The 17,299-nt window shown below is 54.8% G+C and carries 14 protein-coding genes and 2 pseudogenes; 13 read left to right on the forward strand and 3 right to left on the reverse strand.

Features of this window, described 5'->3' with window-relative positions:
• Positions 1-40: 40 nt before the first annotated feature.
• Positions 41-1,009 (reverse strand): IS5-like element IS903B family transposase, encoded by a 969-nt coding sequence (locus tag L383_RS09200; protein WP_022649395.1) that lies wholly within the window; start codon positions 1,007-1,009, stop codon positions 41-43.
• Between the two features lie 267 nt (positions 1,010-1,276).
• Between L383_RS09200 and fecI the strand changes: the two genes are divergently transcribed.
• From fecI to L383_RS25170, 9 genes and pseudogenes are all read left to right on the forward strand, one after another.
• Positions 1,277-1,798 carry an RNA polymerase sigma factor FecI gene (fecI, locus tag L383_RS09195; protein WP_016151347.1) on the forward strand — a complete coding sequence of 174 codons (522 nt, stop codon included), beginning with the start codon at positions 1,277-1,279 and terminating at the stop codon, positions 1,796-1,798.
• Entirely contained in the window at positions 1,795-2,748 is a 954-nt protein-coding gene (gene fecR / locus L383_RS09190; protein WP_023304425.1) for a ferric citrate uptake sigma factor regulator FecR, read from the forward strand. Before fecI ends, fecR begins: the two co-directional genes overlap by 4 nt.
• Before the next feature lie 86 nt (positions 2,749-2,834).
• Positions 2,835-5,159, forward strand: coding sequence for a TonB-dependent Fe(3+) dicitrate receptor FecA (fecA, locus tag L383_RS09185; protein WP_022652364.1), 2,325 nt, complete (start codon positions 2,835-2,837; stop codon positions 5,157-5,159).
• A 44-nt stretch (positions 5,160-5,203) separates the two neighbouring features.
• Positions 5,204-6,106, forward strand: a complete 903-nt coding sequence (gene fecB, locus L383_RS09180) for a Fe(3+) dicitrate ABC transporter substrate-binding protein FecB (RefSeq protein ID WP_007898890.1) — start codon at positions 5,204-5,206, stop codon at positions 6,104-6,106.
• Positions 6,103-7,101 (forward strand): iron-dicitrate ABC transporter permease FecC, encoded by a 999-nt coding sequence (gene fecC, locus L383_RS09175; RefSeq protein WP_004118243.1) that lies wholly within the window; start codon positions 6,103-6,105, stop codon positions 7,099-7,101. The genes fecB and fecC overlap by 4 nt, the downstream gene beginning before the upstream one ends.
• Complete coding sequence (gene fecD / locus L383_RS09170) at positions 7,098-8,054, forward strand: Fe(3+) dicitrate ABC transporter permease subunit FecD (protein ID WP_004118246.1); 957 nt, start codon at positions 7,098-7,100, stop codon at positions 8,052-8,054. Before fecC ends, fecD begins: the two co-directional genes overlap by 4 nt.
• A complete protein-coding gene (fecE, locus tag L383_RS09165; RefSeq protein WP_004152282.1) occupies positions 8,055-8,822 on the forward strand; it encodes a Fe(3+) dicitrate ABC transporter ATP-binding protein FecE in 768 nt (255 codons plus the stop codon).
• A 53-nt stretch (positions 8,823-8,875) separates the two neighbouring features.
• A complete protein-coding gene (gene tnpB, locus L383_RS0124120; protein WP_369796274.1) occupies positions 8,876-9,178 on the forward strand; it encodes an IS66 family insertion sequence element accessory protein TnpB in 303 nt (100 codons plus the stop codon).
• 85 nt (positions 9,179-9,263) lie between these two features.
• Positions 9,264-9,522, forward strand: a pseudogene (locus L383_RS25170) (IS66 family transposase); the annotation flags it as partial.
• Between the two features lie 22 nt (positions 9,523-9,544).
• Here the strand turns inward: L383_RS25170 and L383_RS0124125 are convergent.
• The gene (locus L383_RS0124125; RefSeq protein WP_074146981.1) at positions 9,545-9,823 is read right to left on the reverse strand and encodes an EAL domain-containing protein; all 279 of its coding nucleotides are present in this window, start codon (positions 9,821-9,823) and stop codon (positions 9,545-9,547) included.
• 261 nt (positions 9,824-10,084) lie between these two features.
• The gene (locus tag L383_RS09160; protein ID WP_000427623.1) at positions 10,085-11,089 is read right to left on the reverse strand and encodes an IS110-like element IS4321 family transposase; all 1,005 of its coding nucleotides are present in this window, start codon (positions 11,087-11,089) and stop codon (positions 10,085-10,087) included.
• 407 nt (positions 11,090-11,496) lie between these two features.
• Between L383_RS09160 and lacI the strand changes: the two genes are divergently transcribed.
• The 4 genes and pseudogenes from lacI to L383_RS0124130 form a co-directional block, all read left to right on the forward strand.
• Positions 11,497-12,579: a DNA-binding transcriptional repressor LacI gene (lacI, locus tag L383_RS09155; protein WP_007851507.1), complete on the forward strand. Its 1,083-nt coding sequence runs from the start codon at positions 11,497-11,499 to the stop codon at positions 12,577-12,579.
• A gap of 121 nt (positions 12,580-12,700) precedes the next feature.
• On the forward strand, positions 12,701-15,775 hold the full coding sequence (gene lacZ / locus L383_RS09150) for a beta-galactosidase (RefSeq protein ID WP_007894989.1): 3,075 nt from the start codon (positions 12,701-12,703) through the stop codon (positions 15,773-15,775).
• Positions 15,776-15,826: 51 nt separating this feature from the next.
• Positions 15,827-17,080 carry a lactose permease gene (lacY, locus tag L383_RS09145; protein ID WP_003846917.1) on the forward strand — a complete coding sequence of 418 codons (1,254 nt, stop codon included), beginning with the start codon at positions 15,827-15,829 and terminating at the stop codon, positions 17,078-17,080.
• A gap of 65 nt (positions 17,081-17,145) precedes the next feature.
• Positions 17,146-17,286, forward strand: a pseudogene (locus L383_RS0124130) (maltose acetyltransferase domain-containing protein); the annotation flags it as partial.
• Positions 17,287-17,299 lie beyond the last annotated feature (13 nt).

Below are 17,299 nucleotides of genomic sequence, written 5' to 3' on the forward strand. Positions count from 1 at the left end.
TCAGATTTCGGGTAAGTCTCCCCCGTAGCGGGTTGTGTTTTCAGGCAATACGCACGCTTTCAGGCATACCTGCTTTCGTCATTTTGTTCAGCGCTCGTACCAGGGCCATAGCCTCTGCAACCTGACCATCGTAGTCACGCAGTGTCAGTGAACCTCCGAACAGCTGTTTTACCCGGTACATCGCCGTTTCCGCTATCGAGCGACGGTTATAATCTGTTGTCCATTTCCACCGCGCATTACTCCCGGTCAGCCGCTGATTCGCAACAGCACGGTTACGGTCTGCATATTCACCGGGCCAGTAACCCGCGCCTTTTCGGGGCGGGATAAGCGCGCTGATTTTCTTACGCCGCAGTTCATCGTGACAGAGCCGGGTGTCGTAAGCGCCGTCTGCCGATGCTGCCCTGATTTTTCTGTGAGTCTGCCGGATAAGACCCGGGAAGGCTTCTGAGTCCGTCACATTGTTCAGCGACAGGTCTGCACAGATGATTTCATGTGTGTTGCTGTCAACTGCCAGATGCAACTTTCGCCAGATACGGCGGCGTTCCTGGCCATGTTTTTTGACTTTCCATTCGCCTTCACCAAAGACCTTCAGCCCGGTGGAATCAATCACCAGATGCGCGATTTCACCCCGGGTGGGCGTTTTGAAACTGACATTAACCGACTTTGCGCGCTTGCTGACACTGGTGTAATCCGGGCAGCGCAACGGAACATTCATCAGTGTAAAAATGGAATCAATAAAACCCTGTGCAGCCCGCAGGGTCAACCTGAACACGCGTTTAATGACCAGAACGGTGGTGATGGCGAGATCAGAATAGCGCTGAGGTCTTCCCCGTGATGAAGGCGTTGCCGACTCATACCAGGCCTGAATAGCTTCATCATCCAGCCAGAAAGTTATGGAGCCACGGTTGATGAGGGCTTTATTGTAGGTGGGCCAGTTGGTGATTTTGAACTTTTGCTTTGCCACGGAACGGTCTGCGTTGTCGGGAAGATGCGTGATCTGATCCTTCAACTCAGCAAAAGTTCGATTTATTCAACAAAGCCCCTCCCCGCCCTAAAGGGCGGGGAGGATGTCAATAATAGCAGACCACATCATGATGTCATTCTGACCGACAGATGCCAGAAGCAGAGGATCCATCCCATTTTATACCTACCTTATAACACTTAGAAAAACAACATGTTAAAAATGTTTATTGGAAACAATTTTATTTCCAATTGTAATGATAACCATTCTCATATTAATATGGCTACGTGATAATTAACTTTTGATGCACTCCGCATGTCTGACCGTGCCACTTCCACAGCTTCCTTAACGTTCGAGTCGCTTTATGGCACCCATCACGGCTGGTTGAAAAGTTGGCTGACGCGCAAACTCCAGTCTGCCTTTGATGCAGATGACATTGCCCAGGACACTTTTTTGCGGGTAATGAGCAGCGAAACGCTCTCGACGATCCGCGATCCTCGCTCTTTCCTGTGCACTATCGCCAAACGCGTGATGGTGGACCTGTTTCGCCGAAACGCGCTGGAAAAAGCGTATCTGGAGATGCTGGCGCTTATGCCGGAGGGGGTAGCGCCTTCACCTGAGGAACGCGAAAGCCAGCTCGAGACCCTACAACTCGTCGACAGCATGCTGGACGGGCTAAACGGAAAAACACGTGAAGCGTTTCTGCTTTCGCAACTGGATGGCCTGACATACAGCGAGATTGCGCACAAACTCGGTGTTTCCGTCAGCTCCGTGAAAAAATACGTGGCGAAAGCCGTCGAGCACTGCCTGCTGTTTCGTCTGGAGCATGGGTTATGAATCCTTCGTTAACCGATTCCCGCCGTCAGGCGCTGCGTTCAGCTTCCCACTGGTATGCCGTGCTAAGCGGCGAGCGCGTCAGCCCACAACAGGAAGCGCGCTGGCAACAGTGGTATGAACAGGATCAGGATAACCAGTGGGCCTGGCAGCAGGTTGAAAACCTGCGCAACCAGCTTGGCGGTGTGCCTGGCGACGTTGCCAGCCGGGCGCTGCACGATACCCGCCTCACCCGCCGTCACGTGATGAAAGGATTACTGCTGTTGCTCGGCGCTGGCGGAGGCTGGCAACTCTGGCAGTCGGAAACCGGCGAAGGTCTGCGGGCAGATTACCGCACCGCCAAAGGCGCAGTCAGCCGTCAGCAACTGGAAGATGACTCCCTGCTCACGCTGAATACCCAAAGCGCGGCGGATGTGCGTTTTGATGCGCATCAGCGCACCGTCCGGCTCTGGTACGGTGAAATCGCCATTACTACCGCGAAAGATGCGCAGCAACGCCCCTTCCGCGTCCTGACCCGTCAGGGCCAACTCACCGCTTTAGGGACAGAATTTACCGTCCGCCAGCAGGATAATTTCACGCAGCTTGACGTGCAGCAGCACGCCGTGGAAGTGCTTCTCGCCAGTGCCCCCGCGCAAAAACGCATCGTGAACGCTGGTGAAAGCCTGCAGTTCAGCGCCTCTGAGTTTGGCGCAGTGAAACCGCTGGATGACGAGAGTACAAGCTGGACGAAGGGCATCCTGAGCTTCAGCGATAAACCGCTGGGTGAGGTGATAGCCACGCTAAGCCGTTACCGCAACGGCGTGCTGCGCTGCGATCCCGCCGTTGCCGGGCTGCGCCTGAGCGGGACGTTCCCGCTGAAAAATACCGATGCGATCCTGAACGTTATCGCTCAAACGCTTCCCGTTAAAATTCAGTCTATTACGCGGTACTGGATAAACATTTCACCGCTGTAAGAAAAATAATTCTCATTTCGATTGTCCTTTTTACCCTTCTCGTTCGACTCATAGCTGAACACAACAAAAATGATGATGGAGAAGGTATGACGCCGTTACGCGTTTTTCGTAAAACAACACCTTTGGTTAACGCCATTCGCCTGAGCCTGCTGCCGCTGGCCGGTCTCTCGTTTTCCGCTTTTGCTGCACAGGTTGATATCGCACCGGGATCGCTCGACAAAGCGCTCAATCAGTATGCCGCACACAGCGGAATTACCCTCTCGGTTGACGCCAGCCTGACGCGCGGCAAGCAGAGCAACGGCCTGCACGGAGATTACGACGTCGAGAGCGGCCTGCAACAACTGCTGGACGGCAGCGGACTGCAGGTAAAACCGCTGAGAAATAACAGCTGGACGCTGGAGACCGCGCCCGCGCCAAAAGAAGATGCCCTGACCGTGGTCGGCGACTGGCTGGGCGATGCGCGTGAAAACGACGTATTTGAACATGCTGGCGCGCGTGACGTGATCCGCCGTGAGGATTTCGCCAAAACCGGCGCAACCACCATGCGTGAGGTGCTTAACCGCATCCCTGGCGTCAGCGCGCCGGAAAACAACGGCACCGGCAGCCACGACCTGGCGATGAACTTTGGCATCCGGGGCCTGAACCCACGCCTCGCCAGCCGCTCGACCGTCCTGATGGACGGCATCCCCGTCCCCTTTGCCCCTTACGGTCAGCCGCAGCTTTCACTGGCTCCCGTTTCGCTCGGCAACATGGATGCCATTGACGTGGTGCGCGGTGGTGGTGCGGTGCGTTACGGACCGCAGAGCGTGGGCGGCGTGGTGAACTTTGTTACCCGCGCCATTCCGCAGGACTTTGGTATCGAGGCGGGGGTGGAAGGTCAGCTCAGCCCAACCTCTTCACAAAACAACCCGAAAGAGACGCACAACCTGATGGTGGGCGGCACAGCGGACAACGGTTTTGGCACCGCGCTGCTCTACTCCGGCACGCGCGGCAGTGACTGGCGCGAGCACAGCGCCACCCGCATCGACGACCTGATGCTGAAAAGCAAATATGCGCCGAATGAGGTGCACACCTTCAACAGCCTGCTGCAATATTACGATGGTGAAGCCGACATGCCCGGCGGCCTGTCCCGCGCGGATTACGACGCCGATCGCTGGCAATCCACCCGCCCGTATGACCGCTTCTGGGGCCGTCGCAAGCTGGCGAGCCTGGGCTACCAGTTCCAGCCGGACAGCCAGCATAAATTCAACATTCAGGGGTTCTACACCCAAACCCTGCGCAGCGGCTACCTGGAGCAAGGCAAACGCATCACCCTCTCGCCGCGTATCTACTGGGTGCGCGGTATTGAGCCACGCTACAGCCAGAGCTTTATGATCGGCCCTTCCGCGCACGAAGTGGGCGTGGGCTATCGCTATGTGAATGAATCAACGCATGAAATGCGTTACTACACCGCCACCAGCAGCGGGCAGTTGCCGTCCGGCTCAAGCCCTTACGACCGCGACACGCGTTCCGGCACCGAGGCGCACGCCTGGTATCTGGATGACAAAATCGACATCGGCAACTGGACCATCACGCCGGGTATGCGTTTCGAACATATCGAGTCATACCAGAACAACGCCATCAAAGGCACGCACGAAGAGGTGAGCTATAACGCACCGCTTCCGGCGTTGAACGTGCTCTATCACCTGACTGATAGCTGGAATCTTTATGCAAACACTGAAGGCTCGTTCGGCACCGTACAGTACAGCCAGATTGGCAAGGCTGTGCAAAGCGGCAATGTGGAACCGGAAAAAGCGCGAACCTGGGAACTCGGTACCCGCTACGATGACGGCGCGCTGACGGCGGAAATGGGGCTGTTCCTGATTAACTTTAACAATCAGTACGACTCCAACCAGACCAACGACACCGTCACTGCACGTGGCAAAACGCGCCATACCGGGCTGGAAACGCAGGCACGTTACGACCTGGGTACGCTAACGCCAACGCTTGATAACGTTTCCGTCTACGCCAGCTATGCGTATGTGAACGCGGAAATCCGCGAGAAAGGCGACACCTATGGCAATCAGGTGCCATTCTCCCCGAAACATAAAGGCACGCTGGGCGTGGACTACAAGCCGGGCAACTGGACGTTCAATCTGAACAGCGATTTCCAGTCCAGCCAGTTTGCGGATAACGCCAATACGGTGAAAGAGAGCGCCGACGGCAGTACCGGCCGCATTCCCGGCTTCATGCTCTGGGGCGCACGCGTGGCGTATGACTTTGGCCCGCAGATGGCAGATCTGAACCTGGCGTTCGGTGTGAAAAACATCTTCGACCAGGACTACTTCATCCGCTCTTATGACGACAACAACAAAGGCATCTACGCAGGCCAGCCGCGCACGCTGTATATGCAGGGGTCGTTGAAGTTCTGATGTGTTAACGCCCGGCTTGCCGGGCTTTTAGCTGGAATGTGACTATGTTGGCATTTATCCGTTTTCTTTTTGCAGGCCTGCTGCTGGTGATCGGCCACGCCTTTGCCGCCACGGTTCAGGACGAACACGGCACGTTTACACTCGATAAAACGCCACAACGGATTGTGGTGCTGGAACTCTCGTTCGCCGATGCGCTGGCCGCCGTGGACGTCAGCCCGATCGGTATTGCCGACGATAACGATGCAAAACGCATCCTGCCCGAAGTGCGTGCGCACCTGAAACCGTGGCAGTCCGTCGGAACGCGCGCGCAGCCGAGCCTGGAAGCCATTGCTGCCCTGAAACCAGACCTGATCATTGCCGACAGCAGTCGCCATGCGGGGATTTACACTGCCTTGCAGCAAATCGCGCCGGTACTGCTGCTTAAGTCCCGCAACGAAACCTACGCTGAAAATTTGCACTCAGCGGCTATCATCGGCGAAGTGGTAGGTAAAAAACGAGAGATGCAGGCGCGTCTGGAACAACATAAAGAGAAGATGGCGCAGTGGTCCAGCCAGCTTCCCACAGGGACACGCGTGGCCTTTGGCACATCACGCGAACAGCTATTCAACCTGCATACCCAGGAGACCTGGACCGGCAGCGTGCTGGCTTCTCTGGGGCTGAACGTTCCCGCTGCGATGGCGGGCGCGTCCATGCCGTCCATCGGCCTGGAGCAACTGCTGGCGGTCAATCCTGCCTGGCTGCTGGTTGCCCACTATCGCGAAGAGAGCATTGTTAAACGCTGGCAACAAGATCCGCTCTGGCAGATATTAACCGCCGCGCAGAAGCAGCAGGTTGCTTCAGTCGACAGTAACGCCTGGGCGCGGATGCGCGGTATTTTTGCCGCAGAGCGTATTGCCGCTGACACGGTAAAAATCTTCCACCATCAGCCGCTTACCGATGTGAAATGACCGCGCTAAAACACCCGGTGCTGCTGTGGGGGCTTCCCGTTGCAGTACTTATTATTATTTTCTGGCTGAGTCTGTTTTGCTACTCGGCCATTCCTGTTTCCGGAGCAGACGCAATCCGCGCCCTGCTGCCTGGACACACGCCAACGCTACCAGAAGCGCTGGTGCAAAACCTTCGTTTGCCGCGAAGCCTGGTCGCCGTTCTGATCGGCGCAAGCCTGGCGCTCGCGGGCACGCTGCTGCAAACCCTGACCCACAACCCAATGGCCTCTCCTTCACTGCTCGGCATTAACAGCGGCGCGGCGCTGGCTATGGCGCTTACCAGCGCGCTGAGTCCGACGCCGGTTGCAGGCTATTCCCTGTCGTTCATCGCGGCATGCGGGGGCGGCGTGAGCTGGCTGCTGGTCATGACCGCAGGAGGCGGGTTTCGTCATACCCAGGACAGAAACAAACTGATCCTCGCGGGTATCGCGCTGTCGGCCTTTTGTATGGCCCTGACCCGCATCACCCTGCTGCTGGCCGAAGATCATGCTTACGGCATCTTTTACTGGCTGGCAGGCGGAGTGTCCCACGCCCACTGGCAGGATGTCTGGCAGCTCTTGCCGGTGGTGGTCACTGCAGTCCCTGTCGTGTTGCTGCTGGCGAATCAACTGAACCTGCTCAACGTCAGCGACAGTACCGCCCATACGCTGGGAGTGAACCTGCCGAGACTACGTTTGATCATCAATATGTTAGTGCTGCTTCTGGTTGGCGCGTGCGTCAGTGTGGCAGGTCCGGTGGCGTTTATCGGCCTGCTGGTGCCACATCTGGCGCGCTTCTGGGCAGGCTTCGATCAGCGCAACGTACTGCCGGTGAGCATGCTGCTGGGGGCCACGCTGATGCTGATGGCAGATGTACTCGCACGCGCGCTGGCCTTCCCCGGCGATCTGCCCGCAGGCGCAGTGCTGGCGCTGATTGGCAGTCCTTGCTTTGTCTGGCTGGTGAGGAGGCGAGGATGAAAATTGCGCTGGTCATTTTCATCACCCTTGCCCTGGCAGGTTGTGCGCTGTTATCACTCCATATGGGGGTGATCCCCGTGCCGTGGCGCGCGCTGCTGACCGACTGGCAGGACGGACGCGAGCATTATTATGTATTGATGGAGTACCGACTGCCGCGCTTGCTGCTGGCACTGTTTGTCGGTGCAGCCCTCGCCGTGGCGGGCGTGCTGGTACAGGGGATTGTGCGTAACCCGCTAGCATCACCGGATATTCTCGGCATTAACCATGCCGCCAGCCTTGCCTCTGTGGGAGCACTGCTTCTTATGCCATCACTATCCGTGATGGTGCTGCCGCTGCTGGCCTTTGCGGGCGGTATGGCGGGGTTGATCTTGCTGAAGATGCTGGCAAAGACCCACCAGCCGATGAAGCTGGCGCTCACCGGCGTGGCGCTTTCCGCCTGCTGGGCGAGCCTGACGGATTACCTGATGCTCCTGCACCCGCAGGATGTAAACAGTGCCCTGCTGTGGCTGACGGGTAGCTTATGGGGGCGCGACTGGCACTTTGTGAAGATTGCCGTGCCGTTGCTCATTCTGTTTTTGCCGCTGAGCCTGCGCTTTTGTCGCGATCTCGACCTGCTGGCGCTGGGCGATGCACGAGCAGCCACGCTCGGCGTGTCGGTTCAGCGCACCCGGTTCCAGGGGCTGATGCTGGCTGTCGCGATGACAGCAACCGGCGTGGCCGTCTGTGGTCCGATAAGTTTTATTGGTCTCGTCGTGCCGCACATGGTGCGCAGGATCGCCGGCGGGCGTCACCGCTGGCTGATGCCCGTTTCGGCCCTGACGGGCGCGTTGTTGCTGGTCATTGCCGATCTGCTGGCACGAATCATTCATCCGCCGCTGGAGCTTCCGGCAGGCGTGCTGACCGCCATTATCGGCGCACCGTGGTTTGTCTGGCTGCTTGTGAGAATGCGATAAATGAGATTACGTACTGAAAATCTGACCGTCAGCTATGGCGCACAAACCGTGCTGGATGGACTTTCTCTCGCCCTGCCTGCCGGAAAAATCACGGCCCTGCTCGGCCCTAACGGTTGCGGGAAATCGACGCTGTTGAACTGTTTTTCTCGCCTGTTAACACCAGACTCTGGCGAGATATTGCTTGATGAAAAACCCATAGCCGGTTTTTCCGCCCGCCAGCTGGCTCGCCGCCTGGCTTTACTGCCGCAACACCATTTATCCCCCGAGGGGATCACTGTACGGGAACTGGTTTCCTACGGCCGCAGCCCGTGGCTGTCGTTGTGGGGGCGACTCTCCGCGGAAGACAACGAGCGGGTCAACGTGGCAATGAGTCAGACCCGGACGCGCAATCTGGCTGACCGCAGGTTAACCCAGCTTTCCGGCGGCCAGCGCCAGCGTGCGTTTCTGGCGATGGTGCTGGCACAGGATACCCCACTCATTCTTCTTGATGAGCCTACGACCTACCTCGATATCAATCATCAGGTTGAACTGATGCGCCTGATGGTTGAACTCAAAAGGCAGGGGAAAACCGTAGTGACGGTACTCCACGATCTGAATCAGGCCAGCCGCTATTGCGATCATCTGGTGGTACTGGCAAGCGGTCGCGTGATGGCGCAAGGTGCTCCGGAAGCAGTGATGAAACCAGAGCTTCTAAAGACGGTGTTCAGCGTAGAAGCGGAAATCCATCCCGAACCGGTATCTGGCAGACCCATGTGTGTGGTGAAGTAGTCTGGCGAAGTCATAAGGATCATCACAGGACAGATAAAGGAAGTGATAACCACCTGCCAACAGGCACCAAAATCTGGCTGGTTGCCGGTATCACCGACATGCGCAACGGCTTCAATGGTCTCGCCGCAAAGGTGCAGACGATGCTGAAAGATGACCCGATATCCGGCCATGTCTTCATCTTCCGGGGCCGCAGCGGCAGTAAGGTCAAACTGCTGTGGTCCACCGGCGACGGGCTGTGCCTGCTGACCAAACGGCTGGAACGCGGCCGCTTCGCCTGGCCCTCTGCCCGCGATGGCAAAGTGTTCCTGACCCCGGCGCAGCTGGCAATGCTTCTGGAAGGCATCGACTGGCGGTAGCCTAAAAGACTGCTTACGTCCCTGACCATGTTGTAGGCCTCTTTATCCTGGTTGTCGTTGAATAAGCCTGGTAAAATGCGGGCTTATGAACAACACCTCCCCCTGACGACATCCTTCTGCTGAAACAGCGCCTGTCCGAACAGGAAGCGCTGAACCGCGCCCTGCTGGAAAAGCAGGCCGACCGGGAGCGCGAAATAGACCATCTGCAGGCGCAGCTGGATAAGATTCGCCGGATGAACTTCGGCAGTCGTTCTGAATAAATCTCCCGCCGCATCGCGCAGATAGAAGCCGACCTGAACCGGCTTCAGACAGAAAGCGATACGCTGACGGGTCGGGTTGCCGATACGGGCCGGGCCCCGTATCGTTTTAACCCTGAATATTCATCGCAGATATTGTTTCGGGTTTTCCGATATACCAGCCCTGAACTAGGTAACCGGGGCCAAGAGAACGGACGAATTCAAACTGTCCTGGCGTTTCCACCCCTTCAAACACCAGTGGTTTGCCAGTACCACGTAACCCTTTCACCACAGAAACAAGTAGCGCTCGCTTCACCGGGTCATCAATATTGGCAATAAAAATACGGTCTATTTTTATCTCATCGAAATCCAGTACCGTCAGCCATTCAATATGGGGGCCGCTTGGCAAACGGAATCTATGGTCACTCCCGTTTTTGCAACACCGATTTTGACGACAAGTTGGCTTGCTTGAATCTATCCGGCGTCTGAATGGGATTTTATTCCCGCGCCTTGATGAGTTCCGCGCCTGATGAACCTCCAGAAAATATACGGCTTCAATGAGCCTTTCCGTTTTACAGGTTCCTCAACAGGCCGGTGGGCCGTTAGTATCATCAATATCAGTATTCGCAAAACCAGATCAGTAATTCTTTAAACCGGTGTATTTCTGCCGTTATGCTACATAAGTTTGCTGTCGTGCCGTTAGGGCCCAGGCTATTCTGGCCAGCTTGTTTGCCAGAGCACAAGTGACGACAAAGTTGCTTTTCCGGCACAGTAAATCCCTGACCCAATCGGCCAATTTGCCAGACTGGTGTTCCAGTTTTTGTATGAATACCCTGGCACATTGAACCAACAAAGTTCGGATCTTTTTATTACCTCGCTTACTAATTCCCAGCAATGTCGTCCTACCTCCCGTGCTGTACTGCCGAGGTACAAGCCCTGTTGCCGCCGCAAAGTCACGGCTGCTGGCGTACTGCTTCCCGTCGCCAATCTCAGTTGAAATAGTACTCGCTGTCAGTGTTCCGACGCAGGGAATGCTCAGCAAGCGCTGTCCAACCTCATCTTCGTCCAACTTTCGTTTCAACTGGGATTCCAAATCTTTAATCTGCTCAACAAGATAGTGATAATGCTGTTGTAATTTCAGCAATAACTGGCTGAGGTAAAGAGGCAAACTATTATCCTCAAGAATGGTACTCAGTCGGCTAATAACGGCAGCTCCTCGGGGAACGCTAATGCCAAATTCCAGCAGAAAAGCATGCATTTGATTGGTTGTTTTTACCTTATCCTGAACCAGGGATTCACGGACACGATGCAGAGCCCGCATTGCCTGCTGAGATTCCGTTCTGGGCTGCACAAAACGCATAGACGGACGCGATGCAGCTTCACAAATAGCTTCGGCGTCGACAAAGTCGTTTTTATTGCTTTTAACGAACGGGCGGACAAATTGTGGTGATATCAGCTTTGGGGAATGCCCCAACTCTTCCAACTTGCGTGCCATAAAGTGAGAACCGCCACAGGCTTCCATTGCGATGGTTGTAGCGGGGCATGTCGCCAAAAATTCGATCAACTTTGGCCGGGTAAATTTTTTACGGTAAACAGCCTTCCCGCGACGATCCTGGCAATGAATATGGAAAGAGTTTTTACCCAGATCGATACCAATGAGCGCAATGTTTTCCATGATAGTTCTCCGAATGAAAGCCTGTCCTCAGCATAATACCGGGAAGGAGGGAGTGACCATCTCATTAAATATCCTACGTTAAGCCTGTTTCTTTAGCTGGCATTACAAAAAGCGAGCGTCTGCATGGTACAGACAGACACCCGAATACGATAAAAATGAGACGAAAAAAACGGTAATGCTGTCAACCTGTTGATGACTATTTTAATCTGTAGTCATTCAATCCTTGTAACATCAGGATGATCCTGGTGTCAGTGAAAATACGAAATCAACACGTTGGTATCATTACCCACCTGTGAACTGACGTCGGCATTTTGAATCTCACTTCGGCGTGCCCCCTCCGAATGGCGCAAAACATTTCGTGGTATGGCATGATAGCACCCGAAGAGAGTCAATTCAGGGTGGTAAATGTGAAACCAGTAACGCTATACGATGTCGCAGAGTATGCCGGTGTCTCTTATCAGACCGTTTCCCGCGTGGTGAACCAGGCCAGCCACGTCTCTGCGAAAACGCGGGAAAAGGTGGAAGCGGCGATGGCGCAGCTGAACTACATTCCCAACCGCGTGGCACAACAACTGGCGGGGAAACAGTCGTTGCTGATTGGCGTTGCTACCTCCAGTCTGGCCCTGCACGCGCCGTCGCAAATTGTCGCGGCGATTAAATCTCGCGCCGATCAACTGGGTGCCAGCGTGGTGGTGTCGATGGTAGAACGAAGCGGCGTCGAAGCCTGTAAAGCGGCGGTGCACAATCTTCTCGCGCAACGCGTCAGTGGGCTGATCATTAACTATCCGCTGGATGACCAGGATGCCATTGCTGTGGAAGCTGCCTGCGCTAATGTTCCGGCGTTATTTCTTGATGTCTCTGACCAGACTCCCATCAACAGTATTATTTTCTCCCATGAAGACGGTACGCGACTGGGCGTGGAGCATCTGGTCGCATTGGGTCACCAGCAAATCGCGCTGTTAGCGGGCCCATTAAGTTCTGTCTCGGCGCGTCTGCGTCTGGCGGGCTGGCATAAATATCTCACTCGCAATCAAATTCATCCGATAGCGGAACGGGAAGGCGACTGGAGTGCCATGTCCGGTTTTCAACAAACCATGCAAATGCTAAATGAGGGCATCGTTCCCACTGCGATGCTGGTTGCCAACGATCAGATGGCGCTGGGCGCAATGCGCGCCATTACCGAGTCCGGGTTGCGCGTTGGTGCGGATATCTCGGTAGTGGGATACGACGATACCGAAGACAGCTCGTGTTATATCCCGCCGTTAACCACCATCAAACAGGATTTTCGCCTGCTGGGGCAAACCAGCGTGGACCGCTTGCTGAAACTCTCTCAGGGCCAGGCGGTGAAGAGCAATCAGCTGTTGCCCGTCTCACTGGTGAAAAGAAAAACCACCCTGGCGCCCAATACGCAAACCACCTCTCCCCGCACGTTGGCAGATTCCTTAATGCAGCTGGCACGACAAGTTTCCCGACTTGAAAGCGGGCAGTGAGCGCAACGCAATTAATGTGAGTCAGCTCACTCATTAGGCACCCCAGGCTTTACACTCTATGTGTCCGGCTCGTATGTTATGCGAAAATGTGAGCGGATAACAATTCACGCAGGATACAACTATGACAATGATTACGGATTCACTGGCCGTCGTATTACAACGTCGTGACTGGGAAAACCCTGGCGTTACCCAACTTAATCGCCTTGCGGCACATCCCCCTTTCGCCAGCTGGCGTAATAGCGAAGAGGCTCGCACCGATCGCCCTTCCCAAGAGTCGCGCAGCCTGAATGGTGAATGGCGCTTTGCCTGGTTTCCGGCACCAGAAGCGGTACCAGAAAGCTGGCTGGAGCGCGATCTTCCTGACGCCGATACTGTCATCGTCCCCTCAAACTGGCAGATGCACGGTTACGATGCGCCTATCTACACCAACGTGACCTATCCCATTGCGGTCAATCCGCCGTATGTTCCCACGGAGAATCCGACGGGTTGTTACTCGCTCACATTTAATGTTGATGAAAGCTGGCTACAGGAAGGCCAGACGCGAATTATTTTTGATGGTGTTAACTCGGCGTTTCATTTGTGGTGCAACGGGCGCTGGGTCGGTTACGGACAGGACAGTCGTTTGCCGTCTGAATTTGACCTGAGCGCATTTTTACACGCCGGAGAAAACCGCCTCGCGGTGATGGTGCTGCGCTGGAGTGACGGCAGTTATCTGGAAGATCAGGATATGTGGCGGATGAGCGGCATTTTCCGTGACGTCTCGTTGCTGCATAAACCGAGCACGCAAATCAGCGATTTCCATGTAGCCACTCACTTTAATGATGATTTCAGCCGCGCTGTACTGGAGGCAGACGTTCAGATGTACGGCGAGCTGCGCGATGAGCTGCGGGTGACGGTTTCTTTGTGGCAGGGTGAAACGCAGGTCGCCAGCGGCACCGCGCCTTTCGGCGGTGAAATTATCGATGAGCGTGGTGGTTATGCCGATCACGTCACCCTACGTCTGAACGTCGAAAACCCGAAACTGTGGAGCGCCGAAATCCCGAATCTCTATCGTGCGGTGGTTGAACTGCACACCGCCGACGGCACGCTGATTGAAGCAGAAGCCTGCGATGTCGGTTTCCGCGAGGTGCGGATTGAAAATGGTCTGCTGCTGCTGAACGGCAAGCCGTTGCTGATTCGCGGCGTTAACCGTCACGAGCATCATCCTCTGCATGGTCAGGTCATGGATGAGCAGACGATGGTGCAGGATATCCTGCTGATGAAGCAGAACAACTTTAACGCCGTGCGCTGTTCGCATTATCCGAACCATCCGCTGTGGTACACGCTGTGCGACCACTACGGCCTGTATGTGGTGGATGAAGCCAACATTGAAACCCACGGCATGGTGCCAATGAATCGTCTGACCGATGATCCGCGCTGGCTACCCGCGATGAGCGAACGCGTAACGCGAATGGTGCAGCGCGATCGTAATCACCCGAGTGTGATCATCTGGTCGCTGGGGAATGAATCAGGCCACGGCGCTAATCACGACGCACTCTATCGCTGGATCAAATCTGTCGATCCTTCCCGCCCGGTACAGTATGAAGGCGGCGGAGCCGACACCTTCGCAACCGATATTATTTGCCCGATGTACGCGCGCGTGGATGAAGACCAGCCCTTCCCGGCTGTGCCGAAATGGTCCATCAAAAAATGGCTTTCGTTGCCTGGAGAGACGCGCCCGCTGATCCTTTGCGAATACGCCCACGCGATGGGTAACAGTCTTGGCGGCTTCGCTAAATACTGGCAGGCGTTTCGTCAGTACCCCCGTTTACAGGGCGGCTTCGTCTGGGACTGGGTGGATCAGTCGCTGATTAAATATGATGAAAATGGCAATCCGTGGTCGGCTTACGGCGGTGATTTTGGCGATACGCCGAATGATCGCCAGTTCTGCATGAACGGTCTGGTCTTTGCAGACCGCACGCCGCATCCGGCGCTGACGGAAGCAAAACACCAGCAGCAGTTTTTCCAGTTCAGTTTATCCGGGCGAACCATCGAAGTGACCAGCGAATACCTGTTCCGTCATAGCGATAACGAGCTCCTGCACTGGATGGTGGCGCTGGATGGCAAGCCGCTGGCAAGCGGTGAAGTGCCTCTGGATGTCGCTCCACAAGGTAAACAGTTGATTGAACTGCCTGAACTACCGCAGCCGGAGAGCGCCGGACAACTCTGGCTAACGGTTCACGTAGTGCAACCGAACGCGACCACATGGTCAGCAGCCGGACACATCAGCGCCTGGCAGCAGTGGCGTCTGGCGGAAAACCTCAGCGTGACACTCCCCTCCGCGCCCCACGCCATCCCGCAACTGACCACCAGCGAAACGGATTTTTGCATCGAGCTGGATAATAAGCGTTGGCAATTTAACCGCCAGTCAGGCTTTCTTTCACAGATGTGGATTGGCGATAAAAAACAACTGCTGACGCCGCTGCGCGATCAGTTCACCCGCGCACCGCTGGATAACGACATTGGCGTAAGTGAAGCGACCCGCATTGACCCTAACGCCTGGGTCGAACGCTGGAAGGCGGCGGGCCATTACCAGGCCGAAGCAGCGTTGTTGCAGTGCACGGCAGATACGCTTGCCGACGCGGTGCTGATTACCACGGTCCACGCGTGGCAGCATCAGGGGAAAACCTTATTTATCAGCCGGAAAACCTACCGGATTGATGGAAGTGGTCAAATGGCGATTACCGTTGATGTTGAAGTGGCGAGCAATACGCCACATCCGGCGCGGATTGGCCTGACCTGCCAGCTGGCGCAGGTAGCAGAGCGGGTAAACTGGCTCGGATTAGGGCCGCAAGAAAACTATCCCGACCGCCTTACTGCGGCCTGTTTTGACCGCTGGGATCTGCCATTGTCAGACATGTATACCCCGTACGTCTTCCCGAGCGAAAACGGTCTGCGCTGCGGGACGCGCGAATTGAATTATGGCCCACACCAGTGGCGCGGCGACTTCCAGTTCAACATCAGCCGCTACAGTCAACAGCAACTGATGGAAACCAGCCATCGCCATCTGCTGCACGCGGAAGAAGGCACATGGCTGAATATCGACGGTTTCCATATGGGGATTGGTGGCGACGACTCCTGGAGCCCGTCAGTGTCGGCGGAATTCCACCTTAGCGCCGGTAGCTACCATTACCAGTTGCTCTGGTGTCAAAAATAATAATAACCGGGCAGGCCATGTCTGCCCGTATTTCGCGTAAGGAAATCCATTATGTACTATTTAAAAAACACAAACTTTTGGATGTTCGGTTTATTCTTTTTCTTTTACTTTTTTATCATGGGAGCCTACTTCCCGTTTTTCCCGATTTGGCTACATGACATCAACCATATCAGCAAAAGTGATACGGGTATTATTTTTGCCGCTATTTCTCTGTTCTCGCTATTATTCCAACCGCTGTTTGGTCTGCTTTCTGACAAACTCGGGCTGCGCAAATACCTGCTGTGGATTATTACCGGCATGTTAGTGATGTTTGCGCCGTTCTTTATTTTTATCTTCGGGCCACTGTTACAATACAACATTTTAGTAGGATCGATTGTTGGTGGTATTTATCTAGGCTTTTGTTTTAACGCCGGTGCGCCAGCAGTAGAGGCATTTATCGAGAAAGTCAGCCGTCGCAGTAATTTCGAATATGGTCGCGCGCGGATGTTTGGCTGTGTTGGCTGGGCGCTGTGTGCCTCGATTGTCGGCATCATGTTCACCATCAATAATCAGTTTGTTTTCTGGCTGGGTTCTGGCTGTGCATTCATCCTCGCCGTTTTACTCTTTTTCGCCAAAACGGATGCGCCCTCTTCTGCCACGGTTGCCAATGCGGTAGGTGCCAACCATTCGGCATTTAGCCTTAAGCTGGCGCTGGAACTGTTCAGACAGCCAAAACTGTGGTTTTTGTCACTGTATGTTATTGGCGTTTCCTGCACCTACGATGTTTTTGACCAACAGTTTGCTAATTTCTTTACTTCGTTCTTTGCTACCGGTGAACAGGGTACGCGGGTATTTGGCTACGTAACGACAATGGGCGAATTACTTAACGCCTCGATTATGTTTTTTGCGCCACTGATCATTAATCGCATCGGTGGGAAAAACGCCCTGCTGCTGGCTGGCACTATTATGTCAGTACGTATTATTGGCTCATCGTTCGCTACCTCAGCACTGGAAGTGGTTATTCTGAAAACGCTGCATATGTTTGAAGTACCGTTCCTGCTGGTGGGCTGCTTTAAATATATTACCAGCCAGTTTGAAGTGCGTTTTTCAGCGACGATTTATCTGGTCTGTTTCTGCTTCTTTAAGCAACTGGCGATGATTTTTATGTCTATTCTGGCAGGCAATATGTATGAAAGCATCGGTTTCCAGGGCGCTTACCTGGTGCTGGGTCTGGTGGCGCTGGGCTTCACCTTAATTTCCGTGTTCACGCTTAGCGGCCCCGGCCCACTTTCTCTGCTGCGTCGCCAGGTGAATGAAGTCGCTTAAGAAATTAATGTCGGATACGGCGCGAGCGCCTTATCCGACCAACTTATCAGGACGGAATGTTAAAAATGAACATGTCGATGACAGAAAAAATAAAAGCAGGCAAGCTATTTACCGATATGTGCGAAGGCTTACCTGAAAAAAGACTTCGTGGGAAAACATTAATGTATGAGTTCAATCACTCGCATCCATCAGAAGTTGAAAAAAGGGTAATGACTCCAA

It is taken from the genome of Enterobacter sp. MGH 37 (assembly GCF_000534515.1).
In the GTDB taxonomy this organism is placed as follows: domain Bacteria; phylum Pseudomonadota; class Gammaproteobacteria; order Enterobacterales; family Enterobacteriaceae; genus Enterobacter; species Enterobacter kobei.